The organism is uncultured Legionella sp. (assembly GCF_937871865.1).
GTDB lineage: Bacteria > Pseudomonadota > Gammaproteobacteria > Legionellales > Legionellaceae > Legionella.
Map to the genome: position 1 here is coordinate 1 of NZ_CALMPD010000179.1, position 7,253 is coordinate 7,253.

Consider the following 7,253-nt stretch of genomic DNA (forward strand, 5'->3'; position numbering starts at 1 on the left):
ACATTGCTTGAGCCTGGTATAAATCTGCTTTAAAACCAGGAGTATTAATGTTCGCCAAATTATTGGCGATTAATGCCTGTCGTTGAAAGTCAGATTTACCGCCAGTTATCGCATGATAAAGTATAGGCTCCATGGCTTAACTCCTGCTGTCATCAATAGTTACCGAATATTCATAATGGTCTGTGTTATGGCATCGCCCGTGCGTATGGTTTGAGCGTTAGCCTGAAAGTTTCGCTGTGCTCCAATCAATTTGACTAATTCACCGGTTAAATCAACGTTAGACTCTTCAACCATACCAGACTTAATTGCTCCTAAACCACCCGAACCTGCACTACTGATTAACGGCTGTCCTGAGCCAAAGGTTTCAGCCCAGCTGGTATTACCTAAATTTTGTAAACTTTCCGGATCAGCAAAATTCGCTAATTGAATTTGTCCCATATTTAGAGTCCGACCATTGGTATAACGCCCGACAATAATACCAGTGTCATCAATATCCAAACCCGCAAGGCTACCAGTAGTGTACCCATCATTTTTGGCATACTGAACAGCAAAAGGACTACCAAATTGAGTACAAACCGATAAGTCAACATCCAAACTAATAGGAGAAGCTCCATTATTCAAATTAATTGATAATGGTATCAGGTTGCTAGCCAAAGCAGCATTAGCTGTATCAGTCACTCCAGCAAAGCTACCATCCGAATTAAAATTTGCTCTAAAGAGATTATCCGTATTCTGAGCACCTACGTTAGCAGGTATGTTTTGATTGTCTATCTGAAATGCGACGTACCATTGATTTTCCGTACCTGCTGGTGAAGCCGCATTAGGGGCTCCTGCCACCGCTGCAGAATCAGCACGGATAAAAAACATGCTAAGGACATGAGAATTACCCAAGCTATCATAAATGGTTGAAGAAGTCACATTGGTATAAGTATCAGCAGATGGCGCAGCTCCACCCACCCAATCCAGAGCCGGAGTTTTCCCCTGAGCAGGCATATTCACCCCAACCTCAACCATAGAACTGGCATTAGGACTTATATTAGACGTATTAATTCTCAGATCGCCCGAAGCACCAGTAATTTTACCGTTTGAATCGGCTAATAAGCCAGTCAAATGCTGTTGAGCAGAATTCACAATATAATTGTCTTTATTAAGTGAAAATTGACCTGCCCGCGTATAAACTTTTGAGCCCTGGTCACTTAAAACGAAAAATCCGGAGCCATTCACTGCCAGATCAAGTGCATTATTCGATGGGCTTAACGAACCAGTAGCAAAGGACTGGTGAACGCGGGACAACATGACTCCATTTCCGACTGATGTGCCCCCGGAACCATAAGTACTAAAGGTATATACATCAGCAAATTCCGCTCGCGATCCTTTAAAACCTGGAGTAGCTGAGTTTGCAATATTATTACCAATAACATCCAAATCCTTACTGGATGCCTGTATACCACTTAACGCTGTATTAAAAACCATAATAGCCTCCTGCTTTATAATTTTTAGCTATCGCTCAAATACATGCAGAGATTGCGGATAGTTTATACTGTAATTTGTCTTACTTTATCTAAAGAAATAGAACCGACACCAGATACATTAAGCTTTAACCCCTCGCCGTTTTGTCCCAGGCTGACACTGTCAACATTTGCTGAAGTCATCGTTTTTAAAGCGACTTCCTTCCCGTCATAAGTTCCAGAAACTTTGACTTTATAGTTGCCTGCCGCCATGCGTTGCTCCCCTTCTCCGGTACCATCCCAATCGAATTGATAAAAGCCTGGATCAGGCTGCCCTAATGGAATTGTTTTAAGTAACTCACCTGCTTCTGAATAAATCGATGCAGTAAGATTTCCAAGACCTGCGGGCATATCAATAGCCGTTTTGACGCTGCCTTCAGTGCCCAAACTGAGGCTATCGCTTTGTACTAAGACCTTCCGCCCAACTAAAGCAGATGCTTGCAATGCCTGGTTTGATTGTAAGGATGAAGCCATTTGCTGTAGTGAATCCTGCATGCGGGTAATTCCATCGTTCGCGCTAAACTGCGCCAGCTGAGACAGAAACTCTCCATTTGCTTGTGGTTGCATAGGATCCTGATTTTGAACCTGAGCGACCATAAGACGTAAAAAATCCTTTTGTCCTAAACTCTGACGTGAAGCCGGATCTTGTGGAGTAAGACCCAGCGCTGAAGCAGGATTTGAACCATTCACTAAACTTGACATTCTTTTCCCCTTATTCACCTTATTGTCCTAACTGTAATGTTCGTTGCATCAATTGTTTGGTTGTATTAAGCAATTCGATGTTCATCTGATATGAACGAGAAGCTGAGATCACATTAGCCATTTCTTCTATATAGTTGATATTCGAGATATAAACAAACCCGTTTTCATCAGCCAAAGGATTATTGGGATCGTGACGTTTTGTTGGCTCTGCATCGCTTTCATAGGTACCTTTAAGCTGAACTCCTGCTTTGACTTGATCGCCCATCCATTGATTTGCAGTTTCCTGAACCGCTTCAAAGATAGGATATTTTGCCTGATAGACCTCTTCCGGGCTTCCTGCCTCGACATTGGCATTGCTAAGGTTCCCAGCGCTGGTCTTTAATCGAGCTGTTTCTGCCGTCATTGCCGAACCAGCAATATCAAAAATGGTATTTAATGACATGATTATTCCCCTTTCAAAGCAACCATCATGGATTTAATTTTACCGTCCAGAAAACTCAAACTGGCCTGATAATTTAAAGAGTTCTTAGTAAATTCAGCTGTTTCCAAATCTTTATCAACAGTATTACCATCCAATGAAACATGATTGGTGACACGATATTTCAAATTAGCGGAAAAATCAGCATTAGTGTTCATATGGCTTTCTGAAGTAGTCTGAAGTTTCTGAGCTCCTCCAGCCATTGATGCCGCCAACAGCTCATTAAAATCGACATCCCTGGCTTTATAATTTGGCGTATTGACGTTAGCCAAATTATTGGCTAACTGAGATGCCCTCTGATCGCGAGCCATTAATGCCTTGGCATGTATTCCGAAGTATGAATCTAAATTAAGGGCCATAATCACTCCTTGAAAATATAAATTTAGTAAAGCAAACATTGTGCCAATACATAAAGAGTGAGAAAATAAGCTAATTTTTTACCAGTCTGGAGTACTTCATTATGTCAGACGCTACATCCATACCAGCAAATGCCATAGATCAAATTAAATCATATCTCCTTCAACTGCAAAATTCAATTTGTGCCTCTTTAGAGGAAGTTGATGCTCAGGCCCAATTTTTCGAAGAGTCATGGGAACGCCCTGGCGGTGGGGGTGGCATCACCAGGGTCCTGTCTAATGGGCGCGTATTTGCCAAAGCCGGTGTTAATTTTTCTCACGTATCAGGAGAGCAACTGCCTGCATCAGCAAGTGCGCATCGACCTGAATTAGCTGGCAGACATTTTACTGCATTAGGCGTCTCATTGGTGATTCATCCTGAAAATCCGTACATCCCCACCTCGCATGCAAATGTACGATTCTTTATTGCGGAAAAAGAAGGAGCCACTCCTGTCTGGTGGTTTGGCGGAGGTTTCGACTTAACTCCATATTATGGCTTTGTTGAAGATTGCCAACATTGGCATCAAACAGCCTACAATGCCTGCAAGCCTTTTGGTGACTCAATTTACCCTACATTTAAAAAGTGGTGCGATGATTATTTCTTTATTAAACATAGAAATGAAGCTCGCGGTATAGGTGGCTTATTCTTTGACGATTATAATGAAATAAGTTTTGAGCATAGCTTTAGCTTAATGCAAAGCATAGGCAATCATTTTATTCCGGCTTACATTCCTATTGTGTCACGTCGCCAGGAACATCCTTACGGAACCAAAGAAAAAGCGTTTCAAAATTACAGACGTGGCCGTTATGTTGAATTTAATTTGGTTTATGATAGAGGCACTTTGTTTGGCTTACAATCAGGAGGCAGAACAGAATCTATTTTAATGTCACTGCCACCAGAAGTACATTGGGCATATGATTGGCATCCAGAAGAAGGTTCTACAGAAGCCCAACTGTACTCAGAATTCCTGCCTGCAAAAGATTGGTTAAAGATAACCCGACTTTAGTTCAATGGCTTCAATGTAAGAAACATAAATTTGGATTAATTCGTATCGGGCCCCTGGCCCGACATCGGTTCTCAACTTGATATTTGCGCTAATTGAATGGCTTTGTTGTCGGGCCAAGGCACGGCCTACATGGTTCTATCTTTTGATGAGATGGGCTCAAAAGTTCTTTCCCCATTTAAGATTGGCCAGACGAATGTAACATCTTGTCCTTCAAAAGCTTTAAACAAACCCATAAGAACAAAGCTGCAAAGAAATTTAACACGCAAAGGATGAAAAACACTTGAGGAATAGCCACATTAAAATGCAATAAAACCATGACTAACACAGTACCCAATACCATAAATAATGCATTATAAATATTATTCGCAGCAATGGTACGTGCTCGAGCCTCAGGATGGCTGGCTACCTGTAAATAAGTATATAAAGGAACCACAAATAAACCAGAACAAACAGCCAGCATGAATAAATCAAAGGCTATGCGCCAATTATTAAAATGAGTAAAAAAAGAAAATAAAGTAAGCAAGGTTTCTTGAACTTCAAGTTGAGACGGCGACACCCAATAAAGATCAAAAATAAAAAGAGTTAATCCCAGCATAGCAATAGGAACGATAGAAAGAGAAAGTGAACCACGTAAAATTTGATTAATGGTTAAAGAACCTAAAGCAATACCAATAGAAAACAGCGCTAAAAAAACAGCGAATACTGTTGTGTTTGCACCTAAAACATAATGTACGTAATCGGGTAATTTGGTAAGTAACACCGCGCCAATTAACCAAAACCACGAAATGGTTAAAATAGATAATAAAACCCCTTTATCGTCTCTAGCCTGTTTTAGCATCAGTATTGTCGAACGCCATATATTGAGATCAACTTTTAATGACGAAGAAGATGAGGGAGCGGAAGGTATAAACAGACTCGAAATCAAACCTGAAAATGCCGCAAACAAGGTAAGGCCCATTGCCAGATAAGGGACCGTATTGTCCGCACCTATTGCTAATGTACCTAAGGTAGTTCCAAGTAAAATAGCTATAAATGTGCTTGCTTCAATCAAACCAGTAGCTCCAAGCAACTCTTGTTTAGGAAGATGATCGGGTAAAATGGCATATTTTATTGGACCAAAAAAAGAAGAATGAGTTCCAAGACCGGTCAGAGTAAACATCATAAGAAAAATGCTGCCTCGATAAAGAGCAATGCTACCGAGAATCATCAATAACACTTCAAATGCTTTCACTAAGCGTGTTAATAATGCTTTATCGTATTTATCAGCCAATTGACCAGATGTTGCTGAAAAAAGGAAGAAAGGAGAGATAAATAATGCACCAGCTAAAGCTTGATAATATTCAGATTGTTCCTGACTATGGCTCAAATGGTAACTAATCATAGTAAGCATAGCTAATTTATATGCATTATCATTAAAAGCACCGAAAAATTGGGTAAGGAAAAGTGGTAAAAATTTTCTCTGCCTTAAAAGATGAACATGCCCTGCTCCCATCTATAACTCCGTTCACACACTTCAAAAAATTGTCGTAAAGGATATTGATGTCATCGAAGAAAGTAAATGAAAAATCTGAATTAACTGACGATTTCAAGTAACACTGAATCAAAAGATCAAAAAAGCAAGCGAGCGAACCATGTAATCACTCAAGTTCAGATGAAAATGATAAAATTCTTTTTAAAATCAAAGAGAATTAAAATGTACAGATATTGTTCCATTACGCATTGAAATCTCTACGTTCGCGACGAGTTTCTGCCTATTGGTAACATCTCATCAAGAAACAGAAACATGTCGTGGGACATCAAGAACATGAACTAATTGAAAAACTTGCTTCGACTAATTCAGTACAGTCTAGTAAACAGATCAAGATAATTACTCCATAGGAACAATAGCAAAATAGCTAGATAGCGGTGAAGTCATGCTGGAAAACATCCCTCTTGCATAAAGGCTGCTGCCATTGACTGCAAGAGCATTTACAGTAGAACTGGCATTGGGATTCCAGCTGGTAGTAAAGCCTGTGGTGATATCAAGAGCTGCAATGTAATTGCGGCTAAACCCACCAGCGAGGGTGAAGCTACCTCCGGCATAAACAGTACTGCCACTAAAAGCCAAAACAGACACAGTACCACTCGCATTAGGATCCCAGTTGGTAGCTAAACCTGTAGCAGCATCCAAAGCTGCAATACGGTTGCGACTTTGCCCTCCAATTGATGTAAAAGATCCTCCTACATAAACATTGCTATCATTAACAGCAAGAGCATAGACGACGTTATTTGCATTTGGATCCCAGCCGGTAACCTTGCCTGTAGCAGCGTTAAGTGCTGCGATAGAGCTGCGATTTTTCCCCCCAATGGAATTAAAAGCCCCTCCCGCATAAACGCGACTACCGTTGACAGCAAGAGCATAAACGATACCATTGGCATTAGGATTCCAAGCAACAGCAAGACCTGTGGTAGTATCAAGAAGTGCTATGCGGCTGCGATTTTGCCCTCCTATGGAGGAAAAATCCCCTCCAACATAAATGTTTCCTTCATCTAATACAAATACTCGCACACCAGCATTAGCACTTGGAGCCCAGCTGGTAGCTAAACCTGTGGAATCCAAAGCTGCAATGCGATTACGGCTTTGTCCTCCAATTGATGTAAAAGCCCCGCCTGCATAGACAGTGCTGTCGCTGACTGCAAGTGTATAGACTGCGCCATTTGCATTGGGATCCCAACTATTTGCCAAGCCCGTGATTTCATCCAAGGCAGCAATACGACTACGACTCTGCCCACCGACAGATGTAAAATCCCCTCCGGCATAAACATTGCCTCCATTGACTGCAAGAGTATTAATTGAGTTATTAGCATTAGGATCCCAGCTGCTAGCAAGGCCTGAGCTAACGTCAAGAACCGCGATGTTATTGCGATTTTGCCCACCTATTGATGTAAAAGTCCCACCTACATAAACCTTGCTACCACTAAATGCCAGTGCACGCGTAACACCACTAGCATTGGGATTCCAACTAGTCGCCAAACCTGTAGTAACATCAAGAGCGGCAATACGATTGCGGCTTTGCTCGCCGACAGATGTAAAATTCCCTCCAACATACACGATGCCATTATTGAGGCCAAGTATGCCTCCGGCGGCCCTGGCCGTCCTGTGTCCGTTCATTCATGATCCCCC

At 41.5% G+C, this 7,253-nt stretch carries 8 protein-coding genes; 1 reads left to right on the forward strand and 7 read right to left on the reverse strand.

What is annotated here, in order from left to right:
* The 5 genes from Q0495_RS09665 to flgB all read right to left on the reverse strand — a co-directional run.
* Window positions 1-133 (reverse strand): flagellar basal body protein (locus tag Q0495_RS09665; protein ID WP_298625463.1); only part of this gene is annotated, 133 nt, incomplete at its 3' end.
* A gap of 26 nt (window positions 134-159) precedes the next feature.
* Window positions 160-1,473, reverse strand: a complete 1,314-nt coding sequence (flgE, locus tag Q0495_RS09670; protein ID WP_298625446.1) for a flagellar hook protein FlgE — start codon at window positions 1,471-1,473, stop codon at window positions 160-162.
* A gap of 62 nt (window positions 1,474-1,535) precedes the next feature.
* Entirely contained in the window at window positions 1,536-2,210 is a 675-nt protein-coding gene (locus Q0495_RS09675; protein ID WP_298625448.1) for a flagellar hook assembly protein FlgD, read from the reverse strand.
* A gap of 19 nt (window positions 2,211-2,229) precedes the next feature.
* Entirely contained in the window at window positions 2,230-2,652 is a 423-nt protein-coding gene (gene flgC, locus Q0495_RS09680) for a flagellar basal body rod protein FlgC (RefSeq protein ID WP_298625450.1), read from the reverse strand.
* A 2-nt stretch (window positions 2,653-2,654) separates the two neighbouring features.
* Window positions 2,655-3,047 carry a flagellar basal body rod protein FlgB gene (flgB, locus tag Q0495_RS09685; RefSeq protein ID WP_298625452.1) on the reverse strand — a complete coding sequence of 131 codons (393 nt, stop codon included), beginning with the start codon at window positions 3,045-3,047 and terminating at the stop codon, window positions 2,655-2,657.
* A 101-nt stretch (window positions 3,048-3,148) separates the two neighbouring features.
* Between flgB and hemF the strand changes: the two genes are divergently transcribed.
* On the forward strand, window positions 3,149-4,090 hold the full coding sequence (gene hemF / locus Q0495_RS09690; protein ID WP_298625455.1) for an oxygen-dependent coproporphyrinogen oxidase: 942 nt from the start codon (window positions 3,149-3,151) through the stop codon (window positions 4,088-4,090).
* 175 nt (window positions 4,091-4,265) lie between these two features.
* Here hemF and Q0495_RS09695 read toward each other — a convergent pair whose 3' ends face one another.
* Both Q0495_RS09695 and Q0495_RS09700 read right to left on the reverse strand, forming a co-directional pair.
* Window positions 4,266-5,582 carry an MFS transporter gene (locus Q0495_RS09695; RefSeq protein WP_298625458.1) on the reverse strand — a complete coding sequence of 439 codons (1,317 nt, stop codon included), beginning with the start codon at window positions 5,580-5,582 and terminating at the stop codon, window positions 4,266-4,268.
* A gap of 375 nt (window positions 5,583-5,957) precedes the next feature.
* Window positions 5,958-7,241, reverse strand: coding sequence for a hypothetical protein (locus Q0495_RS09700; RefSeq protein WP_298625461.1), 1,284 nt, complete (start codon window positions 7,239-7,241; stop codon window positions 5,958-5,960).
* Between the last annotated feature and the right edge of the window lie 12 nt (window positions 7,242-7,253).